At 60.3% G+C, this 26633-nt stretch carries 21 protein-coding genes and 2 tRNA genes; 10 read left to right on the top strand and 13 right to left on the bottom strand.

Features of this window, described 5'->3' with window-relative positions; all coding sequences use genetic code 11:
* Nucleotides 1–2 precede the first annotated feature (2 nt).
* Nucleotides 3–3029, top strand: a complete 3027-nt coding sequence (locus AB4O08_RS18040) for a multidrug efflux RND transporter permease subunit (protein ID WP_010208020.1) — start codon at nucleotides 3–5, stop codon at nucleotides 3027–3029.
* 60 nt (nucleotides 3030–3089) lie between these two features.
* On the opposite strand, the gene AB4O08_RS18035 is transcribed toward AB4O08_RS18040, so the two are convergent.
* From AB4O08_RS18035 to AB4O08_RS17990, 10 genes are all read right to left on the bottom strand, one after another.
* The gene (locus tag AB4O08_RS18035; RefSeq protein ID WP_010208018.1) at nucleotides 3090–3317 is read right to left on the bottom strand and encodes a hypothetical protein; all 228 of its coding nucleotides are present in this window, start codon (nucleotides 3315–3317) and stop codon (nucleotides 3090–3092) included.
* Nucleotides 3314–4033: a lipopolysaccharide kinase InaA family protein gene (locus AB4O08_RS18030; protein WP_010208016.1), complete on the bottom strand. Its 720-nt coding sequence runs from the start codon at nucleotides 4031–4033 to the stop codon at nucleotides 3314–3316. Before AB4O08_RS18030 ends, AB4O08_RS18035 begins: the two co-directional genes overlap by 4 nt.
* 4 nt (nucleotides 4034–4037) lie before the next feature.
* Nucleotides 4038–4718, bottom strand: a complete 681-nt coding sequence (locus tag AB4O08_RS18025) for a class I SAM-dependent methyltransferase (RefSeq protein WP_010208014.1) — start codon at nucleotides 4716–4718, stop codon at nucleotides 4038–4040.
* Nucleotides 4719–4907: 189 nt separating this feature from the next.
* A complete protein-coding gene (locus AB4O08_RS18020) occupies nucleotides 4908–6188 on the bottom strand; it encodes a sensor histidine kinase (protein WP_010208012.1) in 1281 nt (426 codons plus the stop codon).
* Nucleotides 6178–6861, bottom strand: coding sequence for a two-component system response regulator ColR (gene colR, locus AB4O08_RS18015; RefSeq protein WP_003175870.1), 684 nt, complete (start codon nucleotides 6859–6861; stop codon nucleotides 6178–6180). The genes AB4O08_RS18020 and colR overlap by 11 nt, the downstream gene beginning before the upstream one ends.
* A gap of 359 nt (nucleotides 6862–7220) precedes the next feature.
* Entirely contained in the window at nucleotides 7221–8867 is a 1647-nt protein-coding gene (groL, locus tag AB4O08_RS18010; RefSeq protein ID WP_010208010.1) for a chaperonin GroEL, read from the bottom strand.
* 50 nt (nucleotides 8868–8917) lie between these two features.
* Nucleotides 8918–9214, bottom strand: a complete 297-nt coding sequence (locus AB4O08_RS18005; RefSeq protein ID WP_003175874.1) for a co-chaperone GroES — start codon at nucleotides 9212–9214, stop codon at nucleotides 8918–8920.
* Nucleotides 9215–9460: 246 nt separating this feature from the next.
* Complete coding sequence (locus AB4O08_RS18000) at nucleotides 9461–9937, bottom strand: FxsA family protein (RefSeq protein WP_016975517.1); 477 nt, start codon at nucleotides 9935–9937, stop codon at nucleotides 9461–9463.
* 66 nt (nucleotides 9938–10003) lie between these two features.
* Entirely contained in the window at nucleotides 10004–10735 is a 732-nt protein-coding gene (locus AB4O08_RS17995; protein WP_137206212.1) for a HugZ family pyridoxamine 5'-phosphate oxidase, read from the bottom strand.
* 106 nt (nucleotides 10736–10841) lie between these two features.
* Entirely contained in the window at nucleotides 10842–11849 is a 1008-nt protein-coding gene (locus tag AB4O08_RS17990) for a DUF481 domain-containing protein (protein WP_010208003.1), read from the bottom strand.
* A 201-nt stretch (nucleotides 11850–12050) separates the two neighbouring features.
* Between AB4O08_RS17990 and AB4O08_RS17985 the strand changes: the two genes are divergently transcribed.
* The 4 genes from AB4O08_RS17985 (at nucleotide 12051) to AB4O08_RS17970 (ending at nucleotide 16815) form a co-directional block, all read left to right on the top strand.
* Nucleotides 12051–12365 (top strand): MGMT family protein, encoded by a 315-nt coding sequence (locus tag AB4O08_RS17985; protein ID WP_460114870.1) that lies wholly within the window; start codon nucleotides 12051–12053, stop codon nucleotides 12363–12365.
* Between the two features lie 43 nt (nucleotides 12366–12408).
* The gene (locus AB4O08_RS17980) at nucleotides 12409–13941 is read left to right on the top strand and encodes an AmpG family muropeptide MFS transporter (RefSeq protein WP_010208001.1); all 1533 of its coding nucleotides are present in this window, start codon (nucleotides 12409–12411) and stop codon (nucleotides 13939–13941) included.
* A gap of 184 nt (nucleotides 13942–14125) precedes the next feature.
* A complete protein-coding gene (locus AB4O08_RS17975; protein ID WP_460114254.1) occupies nucleotides 14126–15841 on the top strand; it encodes a proline--tRNA ligase in 1716 nt (571 codons plus the stop codon).
* 20 nt (nucleotides 15842–15861) lie between these two features.
* Nucleotides 15862–16815, top strand: a complete 954-nt coding sequence (locus tag AB4O08_RS17970; RefSeq protein ID WP_010207999.1) for a hypothetical protein — start codon at nucleotides 15862–15864, stop codon at nucleotides 16813–16815.
* A 130-nt stretch (nucleotides 16816–16945) separates the two neighbouring features.
* Here AB4O08_RS17970 and dinB read toward each other — a convergent pair whose 3' ends face one another.
* Nucleotides 16946–18004 (bottom strand): DNA polymerase IV, encoded by a 1059-nt coding sequence (dinB, locus tag AB4O08_RS17965; RefSeq protein ID WP_010207998.1) that lies wholly within the window; start codon nucleotides 18002–18004, stop codon nucleotides 16946–16948.
* Between the two features lie 279 nt (nucleotides 18005–18283).
* Between dinB and AB4O08_RS17960 the strand changes: the two genes are divergently transcribed.
* From AB4O08_RS17960 to AB4O08_RS17945, 4 genes are all read left to right on the top strand, one after another.
* Nucleotides 18284–18360: transfer RNA gene (locus tag AB4O08_RS17960), tRNA-Met, on the top strand.
* Between the two features lie 206 nt (nucleotides 18361–18566).
* A tRNA-Met gene (locus AB4O08_RS17955) sits at nucleotides 18567–18643 on the top strand.
* Between the two features lie 278 nt (nucleotides 18644–18921).
* Nucleotides 18922–21564: a bifunctional lysylphosphatidylglycerol flippase/synthetase MprF gene (gene mprF / locus AB4O08_RS17950; RefSeq protein WP_021492257.1), complete on the top strand. Its 2643-nt coding sequence runs from the start codon at nucleotides 18922–18924 to the stop codon at nucleotides 21562–21564.
* Nucleotides 21564–22838, top strand: a complete 1275-nt coding sequence (locus tag AB4O08_RS17945) for a virulence factor family protein (protein WP_010207995.1) — start codon at nucleotides 21564–21566, stop codon at nucleotides 22836–22838. The genes mprF and AB4O08_RS17945 overlap by 1 nt, the downstream gene beginning before the upstream one ends.
* Nucleotides 22839–22975: 137 nt before the next feature.
* Here the strand turns inward: AB4O08_RS17945 and recJ are convergent, their stop codons facing one another.
* Both recJ and AB4O08_RS17935 read right to left on the bottom strand, forming a co-directional pair.
* A complete protein-coding gene (gene recJ, locus AB4O08_RS17940; protein ID WP_010207994.1) occupies nucleotides 22976–24685 on the bottom strand; it encodes a single-stranded-DNA-specific exonuclease RecJ in 1710 nt (569 codons plus the stop codon).
* 60 nt (nucleotides 24686–24745) lie between these two features.
* Nucleotides 24746–25288, bottom strand: coding sequence for a YaeQ family protein (locus tag AB4O08_RS17935; protein WP_460114253.1), 543 nt, complete (start codon nucleotides 25286–25288; stop codon nucleotides 24746–24748).
* Nucleotides 25289–25424: 136 nt separating this feature from the next.
* Between AB4O08_RS17935 and AB4O08_RS17930 the strand changes: the two genes are divergently transcribed.
* Nucleotides 25425–26624, top strand: coding sequence for a CaiB/BaiF CoA transferase family protein (locus tag AB4O08_RS17930; protein WP_021492258.1), 1200 nt, complete (start codon nucleotides 25425–25427; stop codon nucleotides 26622–26624).
* Nucleotides 26625–26633 lie beyond the last annotated feature (9 nt).

Genomic DNA, 26633 nt, shown 5'->3' with positions numbered 1-26633 from the left:
CCATGAAGTTCACAGACGTCTTTATCCGCCGTCCGGTGCTGGCCATGGTGGTCAGCCTGCTGATCGTGCTGCTGGGTTTCCAGGCCTACAGCACGTTGCCGCTGCGCCAATACCCGAGCATGGAAAACGCCCTGATCACGGTGACCACCGCCTACCCCGGCGCGAATGCCGAGACCATTCAGGGCTACATCACCCAGCCCTTGCAGCAAAGCCTGGCCAGTGCCGAAGGCATCGACTACATGACCTCGGTGAGCCGCCAGAACTTTTCGGTGATCTCGATCTACGCACGCATCGGCTCCAACAGCGACCGCCTGTTTACCGAACTGCTGGCCAAGGCCAACGAGGTCAAGAACAAGCTGCCGCAAGACGCCGAAGACCCGGTGCTGAGCAAAGAGGCTGCCGATGCCTCGGCGCTGATGTACATCAGCTTTTCAAGCGGGCAGTTGAGCAACCCACAGATCACCGATTACTTGTCGCGGGTCATCCAACCCAAGCTCGCCACCCTGCCGGGCATGGCCGAAGCGGAGATCCTCGGCAACCAGGTGTTCGCCATGCGCATCTGGCTCGACCCGGTGAAATTGGCCGGTTTCGGCCTCAGTGCCAGCGACATCACCGACGCCGTGCGCCGCTACAACTTCCTCTCCGCTGCCGGCGAGGTGAAGGGCGAGTTCGTGGTGACCAGCATCAATGCCAACACCGACCTCAAGTCCGCCGAAGCGTTCGGCGCCATCAGCGTGAAAACCGACGGCGACAGCCGCGTGCTGCTGCGGGACGTGGCCCGGGTGGAAATGGGCGCGGAAAACTACAACGCCATCAGCTCGTTTGGCGGCACGCCGTCGGTGTACATCGGCATCAAGGCCACGCCCAGCGCCAACCCGCTGGATGTGATCAAGGAAGTGCGCAAGATCCTGCCGGAGCTGGAGTCCCAGCTGCCACCCAACCTCAAGGCGGAAATTGCCTACGACGCCACGCTGTTTATCCAGGCGTCCATCAACGAAGTGGTCAAGACGCTGTTTGAAGCCGTGCTGATCGTGATCGTGGTGGTGTTCCTGTTCCTTGGGGCCCTGCGTTCGGTGGTGATCCCGGTGATCACCATTCCGCTGTCGATGATCGGCGTGCTGTTTTTCATGCAGTTGATGGGCTACTCGATCAACCTGCTGACCTTGCTGGCGATGGTGCTGGCTATCGGCCTGGTGGTGGACGACGCCATCGTGGTGGTGGAAAACATCCACCGGCACATCGAGGAAGGCAAGACGCCGCTGGATGCGGCATTGGAAGGTGCACGGGAGATCGCCCTCCCGGTGGTGTCGATGACCATCACCTTGGCGGCGGTGTATGCGCCGATCGGCTTTCTCGAAGGACTTACCGGCGCCTTGTTCAAGGAGTTCGCCCTGACCCTGGCCGGGGCGGTGATCATTTCCGGCATTGTCGCCCTGACCCTGTCGCCGATGATGTGCGCGCTGCTGTTGCGCCATGATGAAAACCCGTCGGGTCTGGCCCACCGCCTCGACCGAATGTTCGATGGCCTCAAGCGCCGCTACCAACGCATGTTGCACGGCACCCTGAACACGCGGCCGGTGGTAATCGTGTTTGCCTTGATCGTGCTGTGCCTGATTCCGGTGTTCCTCAAGTTCACCCAGTCGCAACTGGCCCCCGACGAAGACCAAGGCATCATCTTCATGATTGCCAGCGCACCGCAGCCGACCAACCTGGAATACCTCAACACCTACACCGACGAGTTCATCAACATCTTCAAGGCGTTTCCGGAGTACTACTCGTCGTTCCAGATCAACGGTTTCAACGGCGTGCAATCAGGCATCGGCGGCTTCCTGCTCAAGCCGTGGAACGAGCGCGACCGCACCCAGATGCAGATCCTGCCCGAGGTGCAAAAACGCCTTGAGCAGATTCCCGGCCTGCAGGTGTTCGGCTTCAACCTGCCGTCCCTGCCGGGCACGGGCGAAGGGCTGCCGTTCGGCTTTGTGATCAACACGGCCAACGATTATGAGTCGTTGCTCGAAGTGGCCAATCGCGTGAAGAAGCGCGCGATGGAGTCGGGCAAGTTCGCCTTTGTCGATATCGACCTGGCGTTCGACAAACCCGAAGTGGTGGTGGACATCGACCGCGCCAAGGCGGCGCAGATGGGCGTATCGATGCAGGACCTCGGCGGTACCCTGGCGACCTTGCTGGCCGAGGCGGAAATCAACCGATTCACCCTGGACGGGCGCAGTTACAAGGTGATCGCCCAGGTCGAGCGCACCTACCGCGACAACCCCGAGTGGCTGAACAACTACTACGTGAAGAACGCCCAGGGTGAAGTGCTGCCACTCTCGACCCTGATCACCGTGACGGACCGCGCCCGCCCCCGGCAGTTGAACCAGTTCCAGCAACTCAACTCGGCGCTGATCTCAGGCTTCCCCATCGTCAGCATGGGCGAGGCCATCGACACCGTGCGCCAGATCGCTATTGAAGAGACTCCGCCCGGTTACGCGTTCGACTACAGCGGCGCGTCCCGGCAATTCATCCAGGAAGGCACGGCGCTGTGGGCGACCTTTGGCCTGGCCCTGGCGATCATCTTCCTGGTACTGGCGGCGCAGTTCGAGAGTTTCCGTGACCCCTTGGTGATCCTGGTAACGGTGCCGCTGTCGATCTGCGGGGCGCTGATTCCGCTGTTCCTTGGTTGGTCGAGCATGAACATCTACACCCAGGTTGGCCTGGTGACGCTGATCGGCCTGATCAGCAAACACGGGATCCTGATCGTCGAGTTCGCCAACCAATTGCGCAAAGACAAGGGCCTGACGCCCAGGCAGGCGGTGGAGGAAGCCGCGGCAATTCGCCTGCGACCGGTGTTGATGACCACCGCGGCAATGGTGTTCGGCATGGTGCCGCTGATCTTGGCGACGGGTGCCGGTGCGGTGAGCCGGTTTGATATCGGCATGGTGATTGCCACGGGGATGTCGATCGGTACGCTGTTTACCTTGTTTGTGCTGCCGTGCGTGTACACCTTGCTCGCCAAACCGGACAAGGCCTGACACACATCCCAAAAAAAGGGCCTCGCATCGCAAGGCCCTTTTCTGGGGGTTTGAATCGTTTCAACTCTGTGGCCTCATCCCTTGAGACATGCCGAACATGAACAGCAACAACTCATGATCAGGCTTGGCCGCCGTGCTCGCCTTGGCGACGCGCGGCAACAGGCATTGCGCGCCACCCTGCGTTGCACTGAGCACCTGTGTGCGAGGCTGTTCCCAGGCCGCCAGCGCCAAGGCTGCAACGCCCAACGCCCCGACCAAGAAAAAACCTCGTGCTATTTCTAGCTTCATCTGGTTAAACCCTTGATAGCGCTGCCAAACGCCGTCTCGTAAAAGTAGCTGAGTTTCTTCCAGTCGGTATCGTTCCACGACGAATGGCGGCGCAGTTGCAGCATGTCATGGGAAGCGGCCCGATAAGCGGTCAAGCGCTGGCGGCATTTTTCGAAATCCAACAATGCCACTTCGACGTTGGCCGAATCGCCTGCGCCCGTCACCCGCACGAAAATATGCTTGATGTACAGGCAGCCATGCTGCCAACGGCCCTTGTGCATACGCGCAAGCGTGCCAGCCAGTTCCTTGAGCACACGCTCATGCACCACCTCGCCGTACTGCTCACGACCACCCGCGGCGTACCAGTTTTCAATTTCGTCGAAGCCTTCGAGGGCTGCGGTCACCAACAGGGCCTTCCAGCCGTGCTCGGGGTCGCGGCGCGCCTCACAAAAGACCATTTCCGGCACGCGTACATCCAACAGGCGCAGGCCCTTGATCGCATCCCGCTCACGCAACACGGTGGGACGGCCAAACGGGTGCAGCCAACTGCGGTAGATATGCCCGGTCTGGCGCTTGCTGTAGAGCAGGCGGCCATTGGTGCTCATCACGCGTTGTACGCCACTTTCACCGCCACGCCGACGGTTGGGCTCCTCGACCCACTCACCCTGCTGACGCCAGAAATAATCGAATCGTTCTTCGGGCGCTACATGACTGCCTGCTACGCACTCAACTGCCATCCTGTTACCTCTTGCGCAATACATACACTCGCCACATGGCGTACAGCGGTATGAAGTCCAGGGATTCCTGGACCCGAAAACCGGCCTCCTCAAATTCTGCTTCAACAGTAGCAGCCGGTAACACAAACCGGTTTTGGTAACCGTCCTGCTCACCCTTCTTGCGACGTTTCACTTCGGCGCGCTTGCGCTTCCAGGCCTTGAAATTGCCGTCTACCCACAGCGAAAGGATCACGCTGTCACGCGTAACACGCTGAAACTCCCGCAGTATCGCCAACCGATGCGCGGGATCACCAATGTGGTGCATCAGGCGCATACAGAAAATACTGTCGACAGCGTTATCTGGCAGATCAATATCAAAGGCAGATGTCTGCAAAGGCCGTACCCGTTTCACGACGTCAGCGGGCTGAGCGACCGTTGCGACCTTCAACATGGAGGCCGAATTGTCCGCGCCGATGATCACGCGATTGGGTTTTTCCGCCAACAGTGGCCAGAAACGCCCCGCACCGCACGGCAGGTCCAACACCAGCCCCGGCTCGCCAGCCATCGCCAACGCGCCACGGGCCAACTGCTCGTCGCGTTTGTGTGACAGCCGACGGGCCAGATTGTCCTGATGTTTGAGCAAATAATTCTGGGCGTGCTCGTCGTCGTACTTTTCGGAAAATTCGAGCTTGATCGGGTTAGACATCAACGGATCTCCAGTGACTGATGCCTACAACCTTAAGCACCGAACTGTGATCAACAGGTCAACCCGTTGTGAAAAACTTGTCCTGTCCAATCCCATACATTTCAAGACTTTACAGATACAAGCAATAGCATGGGGCCATCTTCGCCGATTTACCGGGATGTCTGGCAGGATAACGGCAGGGGGGTGGAGTCAGGCGTTGACCTGACTCAATTGCACATGAAAGCGGCAACCGTTGGGCTCCATGGTGCTGAGGCTCACGGTCCAGCCCTGGTTCTCGCAGATGCGCTGCACCAGCGACAACCCCAGGCCCAGGCCTTCTCCGCGCTTCTCGCTGCCGCGTACAAACGGCTCGAACATCGCTTCACGCTTGTCTTCGGGAATGCCGACCCCGCTGTCTTCCACTACAAAGCCCGCGGGCTCCAGAGTCAGACGGATAAACCCTTTCTCGGTGTAATGCAGGGCGTTGCGCAGCAGGTTGCCCATGACGGCGTGCAGGAAGGTAGTGTTATAGCGCGTATCCAGGGGATGACCGGGTTGGTAGATCAGCTCCAGGCCTTTTTGCTCGATGGGCTCGCGCCAGATGCCGAGCAGATCCTCCGCCACCTGCCCAAGGCTCACCTGCAGCGACATGGCCGATTCATCGTGCTGGGCACGGGCCAGCATCAGGAAGGTCTGCACCAGTTCGCGCATTTCTTCGCAGGCCCTGGCGATACGCAGCACCTGGTTACGCCCACGCTGATCGATGGCCGGGTTTTCCAACAGCAGTTCGCAGGAGCTGGCCAGCACCATCAACGGCGTGCGCAATTCGTGGCTGACATCACTCGTGAACAACTGCTCGCGGGACAATGCCTGACGCAGACGCCCCAGGGTGGCATCGAAGGCTACCGCCAGCTCCCCCACTTCGTCGGCCGCGTAGTCCGGCGCCAGCGGCGGTGCCAGGCCCAGCAGTTGGTCACGGTGACGCACCTGGCGGGCCAGGCGCACGACCGGCGCCATCACTTTGCGCGCCAATACCCAACCCAGGAATACCGCCAGCGCCAGGCTGAGTACGAAGCCCACCAGCACCACGGCAAACAGCACGCGCTCGCGCTCTTCGAAATCGCTTTGGTCTTGCAGCAACACGTAGCGCCGGCCGTCGACCACTTCGACCATGGCGTGGTACGACAGCGCTTCGCGGAACACTTCATGGAAACCGGGTTCAAGGTGGCGTAAATCCTTAGGCAACTCGAAGTCGCCAGGGCCGCCGCTGAAGTAGAACAGCTGATCCGGCTCGGGCCGGTGCCGCCAGTCTTCGACCGTGTCCATCAACAACAAGCGTTGCAGGTCACCGCCCAGGCCCGCCGAGATCAGCTTCTCTTCCACCAGGTGCACCGTCGCGACGATACCCATGGCGAAGGCCCCCGCCACCAACGCACTCATCAAGGCAAAGGCGATGATGATCCGTTGGGCAAGGCTTTGCTTAAACTCCATCACGACCCTCAGCCAGGCGATAACCCACGCCGTGCACCGTTTGCAGCAACGGCTTGGCGAACGGTTTGTCGATCACTTGGCGCAATTGGTGAACGTGGCTGCGCAGGCTGTCGCTGTCCGGGCAATCATCACCCCACAGGGCTTCTTCAAGGATCTCGCGGCGCAGCACGTGCGGGCTCTTCTGCATCAGCACCGCCAGCAGTTTCAGGCCGACCGGGTTGAGCTTGAGCAGGCGCCCTTCGCGGGTCACTTCCAGGGTATCGAGGTCGTAGCTCAAGTCGCCTACCTGCAAGGCGCGGCGCCCGCCCCCCTGGGCGCGACGCAATACGGCTTCGATACGCGCGGCCAGTTCCGACAGGGCAAACGGCTTGAGCAGGTAGTCATCGGCGCCGGACTTGAAGCCCTGCAACCGGTCATCCAGCTGGTCGCGGGCAGTGAGCATGATCACTGGCGTGTCGCGGCGCGCATCTTCACGCAGGCGTTTGCACAGGGTGTAGCCATCAATGCCGGGCAGCATGATGTCGAGCACAATCAGGTCGTAATGCTCGGTCGCGGCCAGGTGCAGCCCCGACAAACCGTCCTGCGCACAGTCCACGGTATAACCTTTTAGCCCCAGGTAATCAGCCAGGTTGGCCAGAATATCGCGGTTGTCTTCAACCAATAGAATTCGCATGGGCAGTGTCTCCGTACGCGGTAACGGCCGTGTTGGCTCGCGCAGCTTAAGGCCAAGTGTGGCTCAGGGATAGAGCTGAAAGGCACGCAGATATAGGTTTTCAACTGATTGTAGTGTTGAACGAGATTTTCACTATAGCTTCACAAGCTGACTACAGTGTCGGGGCGAAAATCGCCGCGAACTGGTCTGCCTGGGCTTGTACTGCCTGCTGCTCTATCGTCCCTCAAAGGTTGAGGCGCAGGCGATAAGCACCTAGGCAGGCAAACGCGCTCAGCCACCGGCGCTTTCCACGCACGCATAAAAAAGCCCCGCTTGCATCACTGCAAGCGGGGCTTTTTCAGTACAGGGGTAAGGCTGGCTTACATCATGCCGCCCATGCCACCCATGCCGCCCATGTCTGGCATACCGCCGCCAGCCGAGCCTTCAGCCTTAGGCTTGTCAGCGATAGCCGCTTCGGTGGTCAGGATCAGGCCACCGATGGAGGCTGCGGCTTGCAGCGCGGAACGAGTCACCTTGGTAGGGTCCAGGATGCCCATTTCGATCATGTCGCCGTACACGCCAGTCGCAGCGTTGTAACCGTAGTTACCTTTGCCGTTCTTGACTTCGTTGACCACAACGCTTGGCTCGTCGCCGGAGTTGGCAGCGATCTGGCGCAGCGGCGCTTCAACAGCACGACGCAGCACAGCGATACCGACGTTCTGGTCAGCGTTATCGCCGGCCAGGTTGGTCAGGGCTTCCAGTGCACGGATCAGCGCAACGCCACCGCCAGGTACCACGCCTTCTTCAACGGCTGCGCGGGTAGCGTGCAGGGCGTCTTCAACGCGGGCTTTCTTCTCTTTCATTTCTACTTCGGAACCAGCGCCAACCTTGATCACTGCTACGCCGCCGGACAGCTTGGCCAGACGCTCTTGCAGTTTTTCACGGTCGTAGTCGGACGAAGTTTCGGCAACCTGGGCACGGATCTGAGTGATGCGAGCCTGAATGTCCTGCTCAACGCCAGCACCGTCAACGATGATGGTGTTTTCTTTGGAGATGGTCACGCGCTTGGCACTGCCCAGGTTTTCCAGGGTAGCGCTTTCCAGGCTCAGGCCGATCTCTTCGGAGATAACGGTACCGCCGGTCAGGACGGCGATGTCCTGCAGCATAGCCTTGCGACGGTCGCCGAAGCCTGGAGCCTTGACGGCTGCGACTTTGACGATGCCACGCATGTTGTTCACAACCAGAGTGGCCAGGGCTTCGCCTTCAACGTCTTCGGAAACGATCAGCAGTGGGCGGCCGGCTTTGGCAACGGCTTCCAGCACTGGCAGCATTTCGCGGATGTTGGAGATCTTTTTGTCGACCAGCAGGATCAGCGGGTTGTCCAGCTCGGCAACCATGGTTTCTGGCTTGTTGACGAAGTACGGGGACAGGTAGCCACGGTCGAACTGCATGCCTTCTACAACCGACAGTTCGTTTTCCAGGCCAGTGCCTTCTTCAACAGTGATCACGCCTTCTTTACCGACTTTTTCCATGGCTTCAGCGATGATGTCGCCGATGGAGCTGTCGGAGTTGGCGGAGATGGTGCCTACCTGAGCGATAGCCTTGGTGTCAGCGCATGGCTTGGACAGGTTTTTCAGCTCGGCGACGATGGCGATGGTCGCCTTGTCGATGCCGCGCTTCAGATCCATCGGGTTCATGCCGGCAGCGACGGCTTTGTAGCCTTCGTTGACGATCGCCTGGGCCAGGACGGTAGCGGTGGTGGTGCCGTCGCCTGCGTCATCGTTGGCACGGGAGGCAACGTCTTTGACCAGCTGCGCGCCCATGTTTTCGAAACGGTCTTCCAGTTCGATTTCTTTTGCTACGGAAACGCCGTCCTTGGTGATGGTCGGAGCGCCGAAGCTTTTCTCGATGATCACGTTACGGCCTTTCGGGCCCAGGGTCGCTTTTACTGCGTCAGCCAGGATGTTGACACCAGTGAGCATTTTCTTGCGGGCGGAATCGCCGAATTTAACTTCTTTAGCAGCCATGATCGATATTCCTTAAATACTGTGTAGTAACGGGAAAATGAGCGGGAAAATCAGTCTTCCAGAACAGCGAGAATCTCGTTCTCAGCCATAACCAGCAGGTCTTCGCCGTCGACTTTCACCGTGTTGCTGCCGGAGTAAGGGCCGAATACAACCTTGTCACCGACTTTAACGGCCAGCGCACGCACATCACCGTTTTCCAGGGTCTTGCCTGGGCCCGCAGCGACGATCACACCGTGGTTGGCTTTTTCAGCAGCCGAACCTGGCAGAACGATACCGCCAGCGGTTTTCTTTTCTTCTTCGCTGCGACGGATTACGACGCGGTCGTGCAGAGGACGAAGCTTGCTCATTGTCGATCTCTCCTAATTGTGTTTTTCATCGGCCGGTGTCTGTACCGGCGGGTTGTATTCCGGCAGTGCCGGTCGCGCCTCGCCAAGCAAGACGCGGAAGTCTGTCTGGTGTCGCCACCAGAAACCTTGCGGTGACCGTTACATAAGGGCGCATAAGCTGATTACAAGGGGCCGGGGATGAAATTTTTTGCGCGTGCCGGCCCGTAAATGCAACACGGCACCCGAAGGTGCCGTGCCGTGAAACGGTTATTTGCTGTCGCGGTGTTCGAACTCGCCTTCGATCACATCACCTTCACGCCCCAACGGCTGGCGCGGGGCCGGGCCGCCACGGGGTTGCAGGTCGTCGGCGAACGCACGCTGGCGAATCGCGGCTTCCTCGGCGCGCTGGCGCATCTTGCCGGCCAGCAACTTGCGGGTGAACGGCAGCAACATCACCAGGCCGACTACGTCGCTGATGAAACCCGGCAGGATCAACAAGCCGCCAGCCAGGGCCATCATCAGGCCTTCCAGCATGGTCTGGGCGGGCAGTTCGCCACGGTTCAGGCTTTCACGGGCACGCAGCGCGGTGGCCAGGCCAGCGACGCGCAGCACCAGAACGCCGAGCATGGAGCCTAGAATGATCAGCAACAGGGCCGGAAAAAACCCGATCGCACTGCTGACTTGAACGAATACGAACAGCTCCAACACCGGGAACAGCAGAAAGAGCAATAAAAAAGGGCGCATCAAATGGTTCCTCAACGCAAGAATGCCTTGCCAGTCCACCTTAGATGACGTCGCCACTTCGTGAATTCAAGCGTCGGCTGTGGCTTTTTTCGGCCAGACCTCGGCGTGGGCCAATGAAACCAGGGCTTCGCGTACTTGTGTCGGCGTATTGCAAGACTCCGCAAACGGCAACCAATATAAGGATTGGCCTATACGCAAGTGCAGGCCTTCGCTGTCGATACCGGCCAACTGTGCAGGCTCGGAGGTCGGCAAACCGGCCAGGTCGACGTAATGGGCAATGGCCTTGGTGTGATCGCTGTTCATGTGTTCGATCATGCTGCGTTCGGCTTTGCCCGCAAACGGGTTGGCCAGGGTCAACTGGTCGATCCAGTGAATTGCGCCAAAACCGCCGATGTAACGGTGACGTACGGGCTTGAGCACCCAGAAATCGAAGTCGTGGGCCTTGTGATAGTTGGCTGACTCGGGGAAGTAGCGGTAATAACGCTCGGCCGCCGCCTCAATGGCAGCGCCCTCCTCTAGTTTTTCGGCTTCAGCCAGGTAGGTCAGGCGCCCGACGGCTTGCACGTCATCCGCTTCGCGCTCACCCACCAGCAGCGAGCACTTGGGATCTTTCTGCAGGTTGTGGGTGTGCTGGGCAATGCGGCTGATCAGGATCAGCGGGCGGCCCAGCTCATCCAGGCAATAGGGCACGACCGAGCCGAAAGGAAAGCCGGGCATGGCCTTGGACAGTGTGGAGAGAGCCCCACGGTATTCCTTGAGCAACAGCTCTCGGGCGTTCTTGGCAACCTGTGCGCTCAACGTATGACTCCTCGGATAATCAGCCGCCCATGGCATATGGGAATGGATCTCAACGCAAGGTAATCATTATCGGCAAAGGTTGCCAAGCAGGTTTTGTTCGCCCGTGTTACCAGGCCACGCCGAAGCCTGCGGTGTAGCGGGTTTTGCTCAGGCTGCTGTCGGAATCGCCACTGATGATGTCGCGCTCGGCCTTGAGGTTGAGCGACGCCCACTCGGTGACTTTGTAGCGCAGGCCCATTTCTGCATCCAGCGAGTATTCCGCCGGACCGCCGATGGGCTTGCCCACTTCGCCGTTGGTGAAGAATTCGACGGTCTTGCCCACCAGGTAGCGGTTGTAGTTCCACTTCATGGCCAGGGAATAGAAGTTGTCCTTGCCGCCGTCGGCGTATTCATAGTCGGTGCGGTTGACCAGCGAGCCCAGGGAGAAGGCACCCAGCTCATCGTCCCAGAACTGATAGCCCGGGCCCGTGCCGACGGTGCGCTGGCGGGACAGGTCTTCAACCTTGTCGCGCTTGTAGGTCAGGCGACCCTGCCAGAACCAATGCTCGGTCAGGAAGCGGTCGAGGTCGTATTCCAAAGCCCAATTGTCGGTGGTGGTGACATCGTCCTGGAATTCGCGGTTGTACTCGCCCTCTCCGGTATGGCGCCATTGGCCGTGGCGGGCGGTGGTCTTGAAGTCGATGTCGTAGTCGTTGGTGTCTTTGTCGGCGCGCTTGTAGTCCAGCGCCATGTCCACATTACCCTTCCACACCAGATCCTCGACCACCGGCTTGGGCTTGATGATTTGTTGGATGCTGGCCAGTTCGACGGTCTTGGGCGCTTCGCCGTTGGCCAGCACTACCTTGCCGTCATCCGCCGCTTTCAGCGACTTGGCTTTCTCGCCGGTGTAGGCGTCCTGTTTGACCAGCAACTCCTGGTCGCTTTCCAGGGTCTTGACCTGTTTCCAGTCCACAGGGATGGCGCCTGCGTAGTCGGTTTGGATCAGCAGCTTGCCACCGTCGAAGACCTTGATCTTGCCGGTCAGGCGGTCACCGTTCTTCAACCAGACAGTATCGGCCAGCAAGGGCGTGGAGGCGCTGAAAACAGCGAGGCACAGCAGGGTTCTGGACAACATAAGCAGATTCGAGGCTCGGGCTTGGCGAAAAAAGGGCATTATCGTGTTAGATAAGTTCTTAGCAAGGACTGACTCAAGTATCTGGGTTCAGTTCAATGCTCATCGTCATGGTTACAGACGTTTCTTACAAAAATGCCGACGATTTCAACGGACAGCCTCACAGTGAATCAATCTGCCGAATCCCCCCAAAGCCCCGCCGAAATGCGCCGTACCGCGCTGTACCTGACCCTGGCCAAAGTGCCCGCAGGCTGCGTGGTGAGTTACGGCGAGCTGGCCCACCTGGCCGGTCTCGGTCGTGCGGCACGCTGGGTCGGCCGCACCCTGAGCCAGCTTCCCGAAGACACCAAGCTGCCCTGGCACCGCGTGTTGGGTGCCGGTGGTCGGATAAGTCTGCCGGTGGGCAGTGTCTCGGGTGACGAGCAACGCGCGCGTTTACGCGATGAAGGCGTTACGGTCCGCAACAATCGCGTGGATATTCAGCGCCATGGCTGGCGCCCGGTAGAGCACAGCGGTTAGAGTGCGCGCTTTGTTTCCGCAAATCTGAGGCAGACTCCAGCCCATGCCCCGTAAAACCTGGCGCGCCGCGCTCGCTGCCTATGCCAGCCCCTCGACGTTGGTCCTGTTGTTGCTCGGCTTTGCCGCCGGCCTGCCTTACATGTTGGTGTTCTCGACGCTTTCAGTGTGGTTGCGTGAAGCCGGTGTGGCGCGCGAGACCATCGGCTATGCGAGTCTGATCGGTTTGGCGTATGCCTTTAAGTGGGTATGGTCACCGCTGCTCGACCAATGGCGCCTGCCGTTGCTCGGCAAGCTCGGGCGCCGCCGTTCCTGGCTGGTGCTGGCCCAGTCGCTGGTGATTCTCGGCTTGATCGGCATGGGTTTTTGCGACCCGCAGAAGCATTTGTCTTGGCTGATCGCTATCGCTGTCATCGTCGCCTTTGCGTCCGCTACCCAGGACATCGCGGTCGACGCCTATCGCCTGGAAATCGCCGACGACAGCCGCCAGGCTGCGTTGGCCGCCAGCTACATGTCCGGTTATCGCATCGCCGCCCTGCTGGCCACGGCGGGCGCACTGTTTTTTGCCGAGGGTTTCGGTTCCACCGGTTTCAACTATAAACACTCGGCCTGGACCGGCACCTATGTGCTGTTCGGCGTGTTAATGGTCCCGGCGCTGCTGACCACCCTGTTCATGCGCGAACCCAATGTGCCACTGCGCACTCAACTGCAAGCCGGGCGCTACAGCTTCGCGCACCAACTGGTGTCCGTCTTTGTGCTGATCGTGTTGCTGGTGTCGGTACCGGCCATGTTCACCCAACTGTTCAACACCGATTTCGAAAGTGTGCTGTTCCAGGGCGTCAGCCTGTGGGACTTGTTGATGGAAGACCGCGCGTTCCTGCGCGCCATCCTCTATATCACCCTCACCTCCTTGTGCCTCTCGGCCATGGGGCGCCGTGGCCTGGCGCCGGTGCTGACGCCGGTCAACGACTTCATCCTGCGCTACCGCTGGCAGGCGCTACTGCTGCTTGGGCTGATCGCCACGTATCGCATGTCGGACACGGTGATGGGCGTGATGGCCAACGTGTTTTACATCGACCAGGGCTTCACCAAGGACCAGATCGCCGGGGTCAGCAAGATCTTCGGCTTGATCATGACCTTGCTCGGCGCCGGCATGGGCGGCTTGCTGATCGTGCGCTTCGGCATCCTGCCGATCCTGTTCATCGGCGGTGTGGCCTCGGCCGGTACCAACCTGCTGTTCGTGATGCTCGCCGACATGGGCCCGGACCTGCAGATGCTGATTTTCACCATTTCCCTGGACAACTTCAGCTCAGGGCTGGCGACCTCGGCATTCGTGGCCTACCTGTCGAGCCTGACCAACCTGAAGTTCTCCGCGACCCAATATGCCCTGCTCAGCTCGATCATGCTGTTGCTGCCGCGCCTGATCGGCGGCTATTCGGGGGTGATGGTGGAGAAGTTCGGCTATCACAATTTCTTCCTGATCACCTGCATGCTGGGTGTGCCGACGCTGGTGCTGATTGCGCTGCATTGGTTTCAGGAAAATCGGCGGGCGAAGTTGGCCCCCAAAACAGAAGACTGACCTGGGGGAGCGGGCTTGCCCGCGAATGCAGTGTGTCAGTCGCAGGATAGGTGGACTGATCCTGCGCATTCGCGAGCAAGCCCGCTCCCACAGACCCCTCTGCATTCTGATGCCTGTACTCCAGCAGCCGGCGCCCGTACAATCCAGAGTCATTTCAAGTCCAAGCAACCGACAACGGCCTACCATGCGTACCAGTCAATATTTGCTCGCCACACAGAAAGAAACGCCTTCCGACGCGGTCGTGATCAGCCACCAGCTGATGCTGCGTGCCGGCATGATCCGCAAACTGGCCTCCGGCCTGTACACCTGGCTGCCCATGGGCTTGAAGGTGATGCGCAAAGTCGAAGCCATCGTTCGTGACGAAATGAACGCTGCCGGCTCTCTGGAAGTGTTGATGCCGAGCACCCAACCGGCTGAACTGTGGCAGGAATCCGGGCGCTGGGAAGAGTACGGCCCTGAGTTGCTGCGCTTCAAGGACCGTCATGGCCGCGATTTCTGCGCCGGCCCGACCCACGAAGAAGTGATCACCGACCTGATGCGCAACGAGCTGAGCAGCTACAAGCAGCTGCCGCTGAACCTGTATCAGATCCAGACCAAATTCCGTGACGAAATCCGCCCACGCTTCGGTTTGATGCGCGGCCGCGAATTCATCATGAAGGATGCGTATTCGTTCCACGCCGACCAGGCGTCGCTGCAGGCCACCTATGACCGCATGCACACTGCCTACTGCAACGTGTTCACGCGCCTGGGCCTGAAGTTCCGCCCGGTTGAAGCGGACAACGGTTCCATCGGCGGTGCCGGCTCCCATGAGTTCCATGTGCTGGCCGAGTCCGGCGAAGACGATATCGTCTTCAGCAACGGTTCCGACTACGCGGCGAACATCGAGAAAGCCGAAGCGGTGCCGCGGGAAACCTCCCGCCCTGCGCCGACTGAAGAACTGCGCCTGGTGGACACGCCAGAGACCAAGACCATCGCGGCCCTGGTGGAAAAATTCAATCTGCCGATTGAAAAGACCATCAAGACCCTGATCGTGCGCGCCGAGGAAGAAGGCAAGCTGATCGCCCTGGTGATCCGTGGCGACCACGAACTCAACGAAATCAAGGCTGCCCAGCAACCTGGCGTGGCCAGCCCGCTGGTCATGGCCACCGACGCCGAACTGCGCGACGCCATTGGCGCCGGTGCCGGTTCGCTCGGCCCACTGAACCTGCCGCTGCCGATCATCATCGACCGTTCGGTCGAGCTGATGAGCGACTTCGGTATCGGTGCCAACATCGACGACAAGCACTACTTCGGCGTGAACTGGGAGCGTGACCTGCCCGTTCCGACCGTGGCCGACCTGCGTAACGTGGTCGCCGGTGACCCAAGCCCGGATGGCAAGGGCACCCTGGAAATCAAGCGCGGCATCGAAGTCGGGCACATCTTCCAGCTGGGCAACAAGTACAGCAAGGCGATGAAGTGCGAAGTGCTGGGCGAGAACGGCAAGCCGATCACCCTGGAAATGGGTTGCTACGGCATTGGCGTATCGCGCGTGGTTGCGGCTGCCATCGAGCAGAACAACGACGACAAAGGCATCATCTGGAGTGACGCCCTGGCGCCGTTCCAGGTCGCCCTGGTACCGCTGCGCTATGAAACCGAGCAAGTACGCGAAGCCACCGACAAGCTGTACGCCGAACTGACGGCTGCTGGTTTTGAAGTGCTGCTGGATGACCGGGACAAGAAAACCAGCCCGGGCATCAAGTTCGCCGACATGGAACTGATTGGCATCCCGCACCGGATCGTGGTCAGTGACCGCGGCCTGGCCGATGGCAATCTGGAATACAAGAGCCGGACCGAAGCCGAAGCCCAACCGTTGCCGGTGGCTGACGTGCTGTCTTTCCTTCAGGCGCGTATTCGTCGCTGAAAACCAGATCAAGAGAAGTCATGTTCAAGCGAAACACCAGAGCCCTGGGGGGCGCCGCCTTGTGCGGCGCCCTGCTGGTCAGCGGCTGCGCCAACCAAATGTCGCAACGCAGTGAGCACGAGGAGCGGGTCGAGCGTAAGTTGCTCGACCACAGCCTGCAGATCGATGTAGGCGAGCCCAAAGTGCTGGAGCTGCCGCAACGCCGGGTACGGATTCACGAACAGAAGACCTTCGAGGTCACCGAGTTCGAAGTCACCCGTCGTTACGACCGCTACACCCCCTACCAACCCTGGCGCAAACTCTATGAGATGCCTTTGGGTGCCGTAGCCCTGGTGGCCGGCGCGGGCGCCAATGTGGTGAACGTATTCGCCCTTGGCAACCTGCCGACCAGCGTGACGCGCGACTGGCTGACCTATGGCGTGGACGGCCTCAATCCGTTCATGAACGTGCAGTCCCACGGCCGTGCGCAACAGAACCTGGCGGGTATCGATGAAGTCCAGCGCGACAAGCGTGTGGAGTATTCGAGCCTGCCCTGGAGCGAACGACCGGTGCAAGTCACTGCCGGCAAGCAAGTCCATGAGCTGACCACCGACCGTAACGGCGTCTTGCGCCTGAACCTGTTGGACAGCCCGTTTGCCGAGCAAGACCTGAACCGCATCACCACGCTGAAGATCAGCGTGGAAGACGGCCAGGACGACGTGCATTCGGATTCCACGCTGGCTGTCAGCAGCACCTTGCGCAACAAGCTGCTGGAAGCCCACGGCCTGATCTACGACGACTTGGAAGACGACGAAGTCAGCCAGTGGGTACATCGGGTCAAACGCTTGTCTGAACTGGGCCTGGAAGAAGAAGCCAGCGAACTGGAACAAAGCCTGATCGAACTGACCCGCAATGATCCCGAGTTGCAGCAGGAATTCCTGCAGGCGCTGACCAAGGATGCGGGGCGTCTCGTTGCCGATCCAGGCGCTCGCTAGGGCTTCAAGAACGTTGTAGATCTACATGTGGGAGCGGGCTTGCTCGCGAATGCGGTGGGTCAGTCACGACAACATTGACTGACACGCCGTATTCGCGAGCAAGCCCGCTCCCACATTTGGTTTTCGGTTTTTACCAGGAGAATTCAAGTTGCTCGTTGCCGTTGCTTAAATCCAGCAACCGCACGCCAATACCCAGCAACCGCACCGGCTTCCCACCCCGGTTGAACGCCTGCGTCAGCAACTGTTGATAACTCTCCAAGTCCCGCCCCGCCCCCGCCTGTTCCAGTGTCGTCTGGGTAAAGTCATGAAACTTCACCTTCACGAACGGCTTGCCCGCACGATAACTGCTGTCGATACGCGCCATACGTCCAGCCAGGGTTTCCATCAGCTCAGGTAGCTTGGCCAGACAGCTTGAAAGATCTGGCAGGTCCACGTCGTAGGTATTCTCCACACTGATCGATTGCCGGCGACTGTCGTTCTGCACCACACGATCATCGATCCCACGGGCCAGACTCCACAACCGCTCGCCAAAACTGCCGAACTCGCGCACCAGCGCCAGCTTGTTCCACTCGCGCAACTGCAGGCAGTCTTCGATCCCCAGGCGCGCCAGTTTGTCAGCCGTCACCTTGCCCACACCGTGCAACTTACTCACACGCAATTGCGAGACGAAGTCTTCGACCTGGTCCGGAGTGATCACGAAGAGTCCGTTGGGCTTCTTCCAATCGCTGGCAATCTTGGCCAGGAATTTGTTCGGCGCCACGCCGGCGGACACGGTGATGTGCAATTGGTTGGAAACACGGCGGCGAATATCCTGGGCAATGCGCGTGGCACTGCCGCCGAAATGCGAACTGTCGGACACGTCCAGATAGGCTTCATCCAGCGACAACGGTTCGATCAGGTCGGTGTAGTCGCGAAAGATCGTCTGGATTTCCTTCGACGCTTCCTTATAAGCCTCCATGCGCGGCTTGACGATGGTCAGGTCCGGGCACAGCTTCAAGGCATGGCGTGACGACATGGCCGAGCGCACGCCATAGGCACGTGCCTCGTAGTTGCAGGTCGCGATCACCCCGCGCCGGTCCGCCGAACCGCCCACCGCCAGTGGCTTTTGCGCCAGGCTCGGGTCATCGCGCATCTCGATGGCGGCGTAGAAGCAATCACAGTCGACGTGGATGATTTTGCGCTGTGTCATATAAACGGGGTGTGTACCTACGGGTAGCCAGTATCGCATTCGCACCTGTATATAGCACCAGTAGTTTGAATCTTCCGCTTGAGCGGTAGGAAAACTCCCAGATGAATTTATTTTCTCAATCGAGTTTGGCCCGCTGATAGAGCTGAAACCCTCGGCCAGCCTGGGCCCGAGAGGTATCGAGGGGCCACTGTGGAGAGCTAACCGATTGAACCACAAGCGCTTTTCTTCAATTCACAGGTTGACACATCGGCGTTCCTCTGTAGAATGCCGACACACAGACGCGGGATGGAGCAGTCTGGTAGCTCGTCGGGCTCATAACCCGAAGGTCGTCGGTTCAAATCCGGCTCCCGCAACCAAACATCAAAAAAGGCTACTCGAAAGAGTGGCCTTTTTTGTGCGCGCCTGTTTTGTACCTGTACAAAAATTGTAAGACAAAAAACCTTTACCCATCGCGCACTTACCCTTCGCAGTCGACCTTCACCGCTCATTTCACACTTATTTGACCCATCGACTCATTAACGGTTGACACCCCGCCGCTGGGCTGTAGAATGCCGCCCACAGACGCGGGATGGAGCAGTCTGGTAGCTCGTCGGGCTCATAACCCGAAGGTCGTCGGTTCAAATCCGGCTCCCGCAACCAAACATCAAAAAAGGCTACTCGAAAGAGTGGCCTTTTTTGTATCCGGTGAAAAAGTTCTTCTGAAACAATGGCATGGCATCTTTCATGAAACCGCACGCGGTTTGTAGAGTCCATCTCATCGCACGCTATGCTGAATGTTCAGCGCTACCCTCTACGACCAATGGCCGCTGTCGCCGCCCCCGGTGATACGCGTTAATATTTGTAATTATTTTGTCCATAGGGATTGGTAACTTGGCTGGATACCTCCATCCTGTCGCGCACAATCCACGAGGTGATTGATGCGCGCCAACTCGTCTGAACCAAAAGACACTGTCACAGCAGAACAACCGATCACACCCACCCGTCTGCGCTGGCTGGATCTGGTGAGCAAATACCGGCAACCCATCGGGCTGGCGGTCACCCTATTGTTGTTCGCCATCGCTCTGATCGCCTGTCGACACCTTCTGTTGGAGCTGGACCTCTACGCTCTCCACGACTCGATCCTGGAAGTGCCCAAACCGGCCTTGCTCGGCGCGTTTGCGGCGGCCGTCGCCGGTTTCGTCATTCTATTGGGCTACGAATTTTCCGGGGCGCGCTACGCGGGCGTGAACTTGCCCGCCAAGACCCTCGCCCTGGGCGGCTTTACGGCGTTTGCCATCGGCAATGCGATTGGCCTGTCGATGCTCTCCGGCGGTTCGGTGCGTTACCGTTTATATGCACGCCATGGCATCGGGGCTTCGGAAGTCGCCCGCATGACGGTGTTCGCCAGTCTGGCTCTCGGCACCGCACTGCCGCCACTGGCTGCATTGGCGACACTGAGCAACCTGCCCGCCGCATCGACTTACCTGCATTTGCCGCAGGCTGTGCTGGGCGGTATTGCTGGCGCGGTGCTGTTGTTATCGGCCGCGTTGTGCATCGGCATTTATCGCCGTCGCCTACCGGAACAACCCTACCCGGATAACCTGCTGGTCAAAGCCGGCCGGCGCACCTTGCGCCTGCCGGGTCGCCGCCTGACGTTCCTGCAACTGATCATTACCGCGCTGGACGTGGCCGCCGCAGCGACCGTCCTATATATGTTGTTGCCGGAAGCGCCGCCGTTCGGTCCCTTCCTGCTGGTGTACCTGCTGGCCCTGGCCGCCGGCGTGCTCAGCCATGTGCCCGGCGGTGTGGGGGTATTCGAAGCGATCCTGCTGGCCGCCTTCGCCGACAAATTGGGCGCCGCGCCATTGGCCGCCGCCCTGCTGCTGTATCGCATGATTTACGTGGTGCTGCCGCTGCTGATCGCCTGCGTGTTCCTGTTGGTCAACGAAGCGCAGCGCCTGTTCCAGACCCAGCAAAGCCTGCGGGTCGCCTCGGGGCTGGCAGCGCCAGTACTGGCCGTCCTGGTTTTTTTGTCCGGCGTGGTCCTGCTGTTCTCTGGCGCCACGCCCGAAATCGACTCACGCCTGGAAAACATCGGCTTCCTGATTCCCCACCGCCTGATTGATGCTTCGCACTTTGGCGCCAGCCTGATCGGTGTGCTGTGCCTGTTGCTGGCCCAGGGTCTGCGCCGACGCTTGTCGGCTGCCTGGATGCTGACCATGGTGTTGCTGCTGGTGGGCGCCCTGCTCTCGCTGCTCAAGGGTTTCGACTGGGAAGAAGCCAGCCTGATGACCATGACCGCGATCCTGCTGGCCATCTTCCGGCGCTCTTTCTATCGTGCCAGCCGCCTCACCGAACTGCCCTTCTCGCCGCTGTACCTGGTGGCCAGTGTCTGCGTGCTGGGGGCATCGATCTGGTTGCTCCTGTTCGCTTATCAAGACGTGCCTTACAGCCATCAGCTGTGGTGGCAGTTCACCCTGGACGCCAACGCCCCACGCGGCCTGCGTTCGCTGCTGGGCGCCGCCGTGGTGCTGGTGATCGTGTCGCTGACCTGGCTGCTGCGTACCGCGCGGCCGGTGATCCACTTGCCGACACCGGACGAACTGGAGCGCGCCAGCAAGATCCTGATGGCCTCGTCCCAGCCCGACGGCGGCCTGGCGCTCACCGGCGACAAAGCGCTGCTGTTCCATCCCAATGATGAAGCTTTCCTCATGTACGCCCGTCGCGGCCGTAGCCTGGTAGCCTTGTACGACCCGATCGGCCCGACCCAGCAACGGGCGGAGATGATCTGGCAGTTCCGCGACCTGTGTGACATCCACCACGCGCGCCCGGTGTTCTATCAGGTACGAGCGGAAAACCTGCCCTACTATATGGACATCGGCCTCACCGCGATCAAGCTGGGCGAAGAAGCCCGCGTCGACCTGAAACGCTTTGACCTGGAAGCCAAGGGCAAAGAGATGAAGGACCTGCGTTACACCTGGAACCGTGGCTCGCGGGACGGCCTGTCCCTGGAGATCTGCGAACCGGGCACCGCGCCAATGGACGAGCTGAAGGTGATCTCCGACGCTTGGCTGACCGGCAAGAACGTACGAGAAAAGGGCTTTTCCCTGGGACGCTTCAGCGACGACTACCTCAAGCACTTTCGTATCGCGATCATTCGCTTCGAAGGGCGCCCGGTGGCCTTCGCCAACCTGCTCGAGACCTACAACCACGACCTGGCCAGTCTCGATCTGATGCGCGCTCACCCGGACGCGCCCAAGCTGACCATGGAATTCATGATGGTCGGCCTGATTCAACACTATAAGAGTCACGGCTACGCCCGCTTCAGCCTCGGCATGGTGCCGTTGTCGGGCCTGCAACCACGACGCGGCGCCCCACTGACCCAGCGCCTGGGTTCGATGGTGTTCCGTCGTGGCGAGCAACTGTATAACTTCCAAGGTTTGCGCCGCTTCAAAGACAAGTTCCAGCCTGACTGGGAACCCCGTTACATGGCCGTGCCCGCAGGACTTGATCCGCTGGTGGCACTGGCCGATACCGCCGCCCTGATCGCGGGCGGCTTGACTGGATTGGTGAAACGCTGATGATTCGACGCTCCTGGCGGTATGTATTGGCCTTCGTAGTGCTGCTCGCCCTGGTCCTGGGTGGCGGCTATTGGTACTGGAACCGTCCTGCCCCGCAGCCGACCCTGGAGCAACTGCCCCAGGCCGACGGTTCGGTGATGACCCGCGTCACCCCGTACGGCACGCCGAAAGCCCGCGTCGCGGTGGCCGTGATGCCTGATGAAATGCTGACCGACAGCCAACTGATTGCCTTGAGCCAAGGCGGCAAGGCGCAGATTGTCCAGGTGATCCTGCCCAAGGACGACTGCAAGCTGCAGGAACAAGCGCTGCAAGGCGCCCTGAGCCAACTCAAGGGCCCTGCCACCCTGGTCAGCGGCATCGGCCCTGGCGCCGCTCTCGCTTGGCGCTGGCTGGCCACCCAGAACGACGATAAGGCCAACGCCATCTCCGTTGGCTTCGCTCTGGTCCAGGAAGGCTGCAAAGACCCACTGCCAAAGACAGCCGCACACGGCAATTGGCTGGTGGCCTGGAACGACAACCCTGACGATGAAAGCGCCAGTTTCGTACGCGATACGCCGCGCGCCACCACCAGCATCAGCGACTACGACATTCACTACCCGCAAGTGCTGAACAACGAGCTGCGCAAGCAATTGGTAGGTTCGGACAACGGCGGCCTGGCGATTCCGGTGGTGGAAGTCCCGGCCGGCCAAGCGAAAGATACCGTCACCCTGTTCCTCTCCGGCGATGGCGGTTGGCGCGACCTGGACCGCGACGTGGCCGGCGAAATGGCCAAGATCGGCTACCCAGTGGTGGGTATCGATACCCTGCGCTACTACTGGCAGCACAAGACGCCGGAACAAAGCGCCAAGGACCTCACCGAACTGATGCAGCACTACCGTCAGAAATGGGGCACCAAGCGCTTCGTGCTGACCGGTTATTCGTTCGGTGCCGATGTGTTGCCAGCCATCTACAACCGTCTGCCGGAAAACGAGCAGCAGCGTGTCGATGCGATTATCTTGCTGGCCTTCGCGCGCACGGGCAGCTTCGAAATTGAAGTGGAAGGTTGGCTGGGTAACGCCGGCAAAGAAGCCGCCACGGGCCCGGAAATGGCCAAGCTGCCGCCCGAGAAAGTGGTGTGCATCTACGGGGCGGAAGAAGTCGACGAGAGCGGCTGCACGGACAAGACTGCGGTGGGTGAAGCGTTGAAGTTACCCGGTGGGCATCACTTTGATGAGAACTATCCGGCGCTGGCCAAGCGCTTGGTGGATATCATCGTGAAGCACCAAGCCAAGTAGTTTAAGACCGTACGCAGATAAAAATGTGGGAGCGGGCTTGCCCGCGAAAGCGGTGGATCAGTCACAGGAACATTGACTGACACGCCGTATTCGCGGGCAAGCCCGCTCCCACAGTTGTCTGGTGGTGCCGCTGAACGCTAGCGCGGTTCGATGTGGGCAATCATCAGTTGCACGGTTTCATTCCCACGAAACTCGTTCACATCCAGCTTGTACGCCAACTCCACCCACCGCACGGTCGGATTCGGCCAGACCTCTCGGTCCACCCCAAACGCAATGCCATCGAGCTTTACGGACCCGCATTCGCTCTTGAGCACCACCTTCAGGTGCCGCTCCCCCACCACGCGCTGTTCGACCAGTTGAAACACGCCGTGAAACAATGGCTCGGGGAAGTGCTGCCCCCACGGTCCGGCATGCCGCAACGCGCGGGCCAGCTCCAGATGAAACTCTTCCACCGCCAGGGTGCCGTCGGACAACAAGCGTCCGGTCAGGTCTTCTTCACGCAGTTGGCGACGCACTTCAGCATCAAAAGCTTCGGCAAAGAGTGGGAAGTTTTCCTCAGGCAACGTCAGCCCCGCCGCCATGGCGTGGCCGCCGTATTTGGTGATCAGGTTGGGATGCTGACTCGCGACCACCGCCAGGGCATCGCGGATATGAAACCCCTGCACAGAGCGCCCTGAGCCCTTGAGCAAGCCATCACCGGCGTCGGCGAAGGCGATGGTCGGGCGGAAGTAACGTTCTTTCATACGCGACGCGAGAATCCCGATCACGCCTTGATGCCATTCCGGATCGAACAGGCACAAGCCGTAAGGCATGGACTCCACCGGCAAGTCCTTGAGCTGGGCCAGGGCCTCGCGCTGCATACCCTGCTCGATCGACTTGCGGTCCTGGTTCATGCCGTCCAGTTGCGCGGCCATTTCCCGCGCTGCGGCGAAGTCGGTGGTGAGCAGGCATTCGATACCCAGGCTCATGTCATCCAGGCGCCCGGCGGCGTTCAAGCGCGGGCCAAGGATAAAACCCAGGTCGGTGGAGGTGATACGCGCAGCATCACGCTTGGCCACTTCCAAAATCGCCTTGATCCCCGGCCGCGCGCGACCGGCGCGGATACGCTCCAGGCCTTGATGCACCAGGATGCGGTTGTTGGCGTCCAGGGGCACTACGTCGGCGACGCTGCCCAGGGCAACCAGGTCGAGCAATTCACCGATGTTGGGTTGTGGCGTGTTGTCGTACCAGCCCAAGCTGCGCAGGCGCGCACGCAGCGCCATCAGCACATAGAAAATCACGCCCACGCCGGCCAAGGCTTTGCTCGGGAATTCACAGCCAGGCTGGTTCGGGTTGACGATGGCATCCGCCGCTGGCAACTCATCGCCGGGCAAGTGGTGGTCCGTCACCAGCACCTGCAACCCCGCCGCCTTCGCCGCCGCCACGCCTTCGACGCTGGAGATGCCGTTGTCCACCGTGATCAGCAACTGCGGCGCGCGCTGCAGCGCCACGGCGACGATTTCCGGGGTGAGGCCGTAGCCGTATTCGAAACGGTTGGGCACCAGGTAGTCGACATGGGCCGCACCGAGCAAACGCAAGCCCAGGGTGCCCACGGTGCTGGCGGTGGCGCCATCGGCGTCAAAGTCGCCGACGATAAGGATGCGCTGGCGCTGCTCCAACGCCGTCACCAGCAGGTCCACCGCCGCGTCGATGCCCTTGAGCTGCTGGTAGGGGATCAACCGCGCCAGGCTTTTGTCCAGCTCGGCTTCGGACTGCACTCCGCGTGCGGCGTAGAGACGGGTCAGCAGTGGCGGCAATTCACCGAGAAACGGCAGGACGGCGGGCAACGGGCGAGGATCGATACGCATGGGGTGACGGAGACTTCTCTTCTGAAACGGAAATAAAACAGGTGACCGGCGGCGATCCAATCAACCGCGGTCGCCGACCAACCACTGCAACTGCACTTCATGCTGGCCACGATCGTCAGTAACGAACAGGGTGCCTTCGCTGATCATTACGTCCCACTTGATGACGCGGGGCATGTCCTTGGCCAGGGTCTCCAAGACCTCCTGGGGCACGGCGGCGATGTGTACGTTTTTCAGGTTATTCGCCACCGGCACCACCTTGCCTTCCCACACGCGCAAGCTGCCGTAGGCCAGCAGGCTGGTACGTTCGGTGCGACGCGAGCACCAGGTGAGGCGGTCGGCATCAGGCTGGCCGACTTCGATCCAGTGCAGAACCCGGTCATCCAGGCTTTTTTCCCACAGGGCTGGCTCGTCTACATCTGACAGGCCACGGCCAAACGACAATTGCTCGTTGTACCAGAGGGCGTAGGCCAGCAGACGCACGGTCATGCGCTCTTCGGTTTCCGACGGGTGGCGGGCGATGGTCTGTTTGACACTCTCGTACACCGAGCGATCAAGGTCGGTGAGGTTGAGTTCGAATTTGTAGGTCGTGGACGGCTGGGCCATGAACGGGCTTCTAGAGACAGGGAAAGGCGGTCAGTCTAACCGATGGCGAGGCGATTCAACGAATCCTGCGCTGCCCTGGTCTACTCGCCTATGTTAAAAGGCATCACACCAACACCCTGCGCAGACAAGGATCCTCATGTCGTTCAACGCCAAACCGCTTGCCGGCCTCAAAGTCATCGAACTCGGTACCCTGATCGCCGGCCCGTTTGCCTCACGCATCTGTGCGGAATTCGGCGCCGAGGTGATCAAGGTCGAATCGCCTGACGGCGGCGACCCGCTGCGCAAATGGCGCAAGCTGTATGAAGGCACCTCGCTGTGGTGGTTCGTGCAGGCGCGCAACAAAAAGTCGCTGACCCTCAACCTCAAGCACCCGGACGGCCTGGCGATCCTCAAGCAGTTACTGGCGGACGCCGACATCCTCATCGAAAACTTCCGCCCTGGCGTACTGGAAAAGCTCGGCCTGAGCTGGGAGACCCTGCATGCCCTTAACCCCAAGCTGGTGATGGTACGTCTCTCTGGCTTTGGCCAAACCGGACCGATGAAAGATCAGCCGGGGTTCGGTGCGGTGGGTGAGTCCATGGGCGGGCTGCGCTATATCACCGGTTTTGAAGACCGCCCGCCAGTGCGTACCGGGATTTCCATCGGCGACTCGATTGCCGCGTTGTGGGCGGTGATCGGCGCACTGATGGCGCTGCGTCATCGCGAAGTCAACGGAGGCCAGGGCCAGGTGGTGGATGTGGCGCTGTATGAAGCCATATTCGCCATGATGGAAAGCATGATCCCGGAGTTTGACGTGTTCGGCTTTATTCGCGAACGCACCGGCAACATCATGCCCGGCATCACACCGTCATCGATCCACACCAGCGCCGACGGCAAGCATGTGCAGATCGGCGCCAATGGCGATGCGATCTTCAAGCGCTTCATGCTTGCCATCGGTCGTGAGGATTTGGCCAATGATCCAGAGCTTGCCAGCAATGACGGGCGTGATGGTCGCCGCGATGAGCTGTACGGGGTGATTGATCGATGGGTCAACTCGCTGTCGCTGGATCAGGTGGTCGAGCAGCTGAACCAGGCCGAGGTCCCCGCCAGCCGCATCTACAGCGCCGAGGACATGCTGGGAGACCCGCAATTTCTTGCGCGGGAGATGTTCCTCAAGGCCAAGCTGCCCGGTGGAAAGGATTTCAAGATGCCGGGCATCGTGCCCAAGCTGTCGGACACACCGGGCAGCTGCGAGTGGGTCGGGCCGCAACTGGGTGAGCACAACAACGTGCTGCTCAATGAGTTGGGCTACGACGAAGCAGCGATCACGCGCCTGCGTGAACAAGGCGCGATCTGATGGCGTGTC

This window comes from Pseudomonas sp. H3_E07 (genome assembly GCF_054668895.1).
This window is presented reverse-complemented; position numbering and strand designations above follow the sequence as displayed.

What these genes read in the sequence shown, in the direction of transcription:
- AB4O08_RS18020 (WP_010208012.1), bottom strand. Translation starts at nt 6,188, where the DNA reads ATGGAGTTTAAGCAAAGCCTTGCCCAACGGATCATCATCGCCTTTGCC.
- AB4O08_RS17970 (WP_010207999.1), top strand. Translation starts at nt 15,862, where the DNA reads ATGTTCAAGCGAAACACCAGAGCCCTGGGGGGCGCCGCCTTGTGCGGC.
- AB4O08_RS18000 (WP_016975517.1), bottom strand. Translation starts at nt 9,937, where the DNA reads ATGCGCCCTTTTTTATTGCTCTTTCTGCTGTTCCCGGTGTTGGAGCTG.
- AB4O08_RS18025 (WP_010208014.1), bottom strand. Translation starts at nt 4,718, where the DNA reads ATGTCTAACCCGATCAAGCTCGAATTTTCCGAAAAGTACGACGACGAG.
- AB4O08_RS18005 (WP_003175874.1), bottom strand. Translation starts at nt 9,214, where the DNA reads ATGAGCAAGCTTCGTCCTCTGCACGACCGCGTCGTAATCCGTCGCAGC.
- AB4O08_RS17935 (WP_460114253.1), bottom strand. Translation starts at nt 25,288, where the DNA reads ATGGCCCAGCCGTCCACGACCTACAAATTCGAACTCAACCTCACCGAC.
- AB4O08_RS17980 (WP_010208001.1), top strand. Translation starts at nt 12,409, where the DNA reads ATGCCCCGTAAAACCTGGCGCGCCGCGCTCGCTGCCTATGCCAGCCCC.
- AB4O08_RS17945 (WP_010207995.1), top strand. Translation starts at nt 21,564, where the DNA reads ATGATTCGACGCTCCTGGCGGTATGTATTGGCCTTCGTAGTGCTGCTC.
- AB4O08_RS17990 (WP_010208003.1), bottom strand. Translation starts at nt 11,849, where the DNA reads ATGTTGTCCAGAACCCTGCTGTGCCTCGCTGTTTTCAGCGCCTCCACG.
- AB4O08_RS17930 (WP_021492258.1), top strand. Translation starts at nt 25,425, where the DNA reads ATGTCGTTCAACGCCAAACCGCTTGCCGGCCTCAAAGTCATCGAACTC.
- colR (WP_003175870.1), bottom strand. Translation starts at nt 6,861, where the DNA reads ATGCGAATTCTATTGGTTGAAGACAACCGCGATATTCTGGCCAACCTG.
- AB4O08_RS17975 (WP_460114254.1), top strand. Translation starts at nt 14,126, where the DNA reads ATGCGTACCAGTCAATATTTGCTCGCCACACAGAAAGAAACGCCTTCC.
- AB4O08_RS18030 (WP_010208016.1), bottom strand. Translation starts at nt 4,033, where the DNA reads ATGGCAGTTGAGTGCGTAGCAGGCAGTCATGTAGCGCCCGAAGAACGA.
- groL (WP_010208010.1), bottom strand. Translation starts at nt 8,867, where the DNA reads ATGGCTGCTAAAGAAGTTAAATTCGGCGATTCCGCCCGCAAGAAAATG.
- AB4O08_RS17985 (WP_460114870.1), top strand. Translation starts at nt 12,051, where the DNA reads ATGCGCCGTACCGCGCTGTACCTGACCCTGGCCAAAGTGCCCGCAGGC.
- mprF (WP_021492257.1), top strand. Translation starts at nt 18,922, where the DNA reads ATGCGCGCCAACTCGTCTGAACCAAAAGACACTGTCACAGCAGAACAA.
- AB4O08_RS18035 (WP_010208018.1), bottom strand. Translation starts at nt 3,317, where the DNA reads ATGAAGCTAGAAATAGCACGAGGTTTTTTCTTGGTCGGGGCGTTGGGC.
- recJ (WP_010207994.1), bottom strand. Translation starts at nt 24,685, where the DNA reads ATGCGTATCGATCCTCGCCCGTTGCCCGCCGTCCTGCCGTTTCTCGGT.
- dinB (WP_010207998.1), bottom strand. Translation starts at nt 18,004, where the DNA reads ATGACACAGCGCAAAATCATCCACGTCGACTGTGATTGCTTCTACGCC.
- AB4O08_RS18040 (WP_010208020.1), top strand. Translation starts at nt 3, where the DNA reads ATGAAGTTCACAGACGTCTTTATCCGCCGTCCGGTGCTGGCCATGGTG.